The sequence below is a fragment of the Escherichia sp. AM3 genome, assembly GCF_032029835.1.
Lineage (GTDB): Bacteria > Pseudomonadota > Gammaproteobacteria > Enterobacterales > Enterobacteriaceae > Escherichia > Escherichia coli.
The window spans coordinates 1-1,392 of record NZ_JAVUPQ010000295.1 but is presented as its reverse complement, the minus strand read 5'-3'; the positions used below and the strand labels follow the sequence as shown (position 1 = coordinate 1,392).

Annotated in this window: 2 protein-coding genes and 1 pseudogene; 2 read left to right on the top strand and 1 reads right to left on the bottom strand. The window is 38.4% G+C overall.

Annotated elements, in window-relative coordinates; genetic code table 11:
* A partial coding sequence (locus tag RTW80_RS25255) for a hypothetical protein (protein ID WP_282624127.1) occupies window positions 1–121 on the bottom strand: 121 nt, incomplete at its 3' end.
* 219 nt (window positions 122–340) lie between these two features.
* Between RTW80_RS25255 and RTW80_RS25250 the strand changes: the two genes are divergently transcribed.
* Both RTW80_RS25250 and RTW80_RS25245 read left to right on the top strand, forming a co-directional pair.
* Complete coding sequence (locus RTW80_RS25250; RefSeq protein WP_001217545.1) at window positions 341–601, top strand: DinI-like family protein; 261 nt, start codon at window positions 341–343, stop codon at window positions 599–601.
* Window positions 602–934: 333 nt separating this feature from the next.
* Window positions 935–1,392 (top strand): annotated as a pseudogene (locus RTW80_RS25245) (RNA-dependent DNA polymerase); the annotation flags it as partial.

The window sequence follows — 1,392 nt, the reverse complement described above, 5'->3', positions numbered from 1 at the left end:
TCTGAATGGCCTGTCCGAACAGCAGCACCTTCTCGGTGATGGTAGTTTTACCGGCGTCCGGGTGAGAAATAATTGCAAAGGTTCTTCTTTTCGCTACCTCTGCGGCCAAAAGGCTTGTCATAATTGTTGTCTCTTTGATTATGTACAATCATATGTACAAAGAAAAATTCATGCCGCTGATTGTACATTTTGGAGGTATCAGAGCATAGCAGAACATGATCAGTAGGTGTATTTGTAGCCAAAGAACATTTGTACATGCAGCAATCTTTGCTCGATTGACACTGTTTATTTATACACTGAAAAATAATGCTGTATGCAAACACAGTGTAGAGGGAGTTTTATGCGTATTGAGATCTGCATAGCCAAAGAGAAAATGACTAAAATGCCAAACGGTGCTGTGGATGCGTTAAAGGAAGAATTAACCCGACGCATCAGTAAGCGTTATGACGATGTAGAGGTGATCGTAAAAGCCACCAGCAATGATGGCCTTTCTGTTACGCGCACCACTGATAAAGATTTAGCTAAAACTTTTGTTCAGGAAACTCTGAAAGATACCTGGGAGTCTGCTGACGAGTGGTTTGTATACTCCAACCATAAATGAAGTTAATGACTATTGTGAGCGAGAAACGCGCTACTACTATATAGACAGACAAGATGCACTTACTGAATAAATACTCATAACGGAGAAACCAGCTGTATAGTGAACAATAGATTTCCAGTAGCATATTTTTACTTCACTTTTAGTTATTAATATGATAATCATAAACTACGGCTCTGCCTTAAATTTGTGAGGTTGTTTCGCCTCGAAGGAACTAATGTTAGGACATACGCCACCGTTCAGTCGATGGTAACGCTTCTTAACTAGTGGTCCGCTAAGTGATGCGCAAAGTGATTGGGCAGAGCCGAAACGTTTACAATCCGATAGGAGTTGGTTTTGTCGCTACATGATAAATTATTAATGCATAACTTCGCATTAGCCAATAAAAAAAGCCCTGACTTCATATCTGAACTTCCTCAAATTGAACCTAAACCATACAGCAATGGACATAAAATTAAATGGATAAACCACACACTTACTAGCACTGAAGTTACTCCCCCTGATAACCTGATTAAAATATGCATATTGATTGAGTCAGGGGAAATTGCTATAACATCAGTAAGTGATATTGCCAATTTACTTGGAGTTCCTGCTGGCCAATTACTTTATATACTATATCATAAAAAAGATAATTATCGTACTTTTGAAATAGAAAAGAAGAATGGTAAAAAAAGAGTCATTAATGCTCCTTGTGGCGGTCTATCGATACTCCAAACGAGACTAAAGCCTGTTCTTGAATATTTCTACAGGCCAAAGAAATCTGCTCATGGTTTTATAAAAGGAAAGAGCATCAT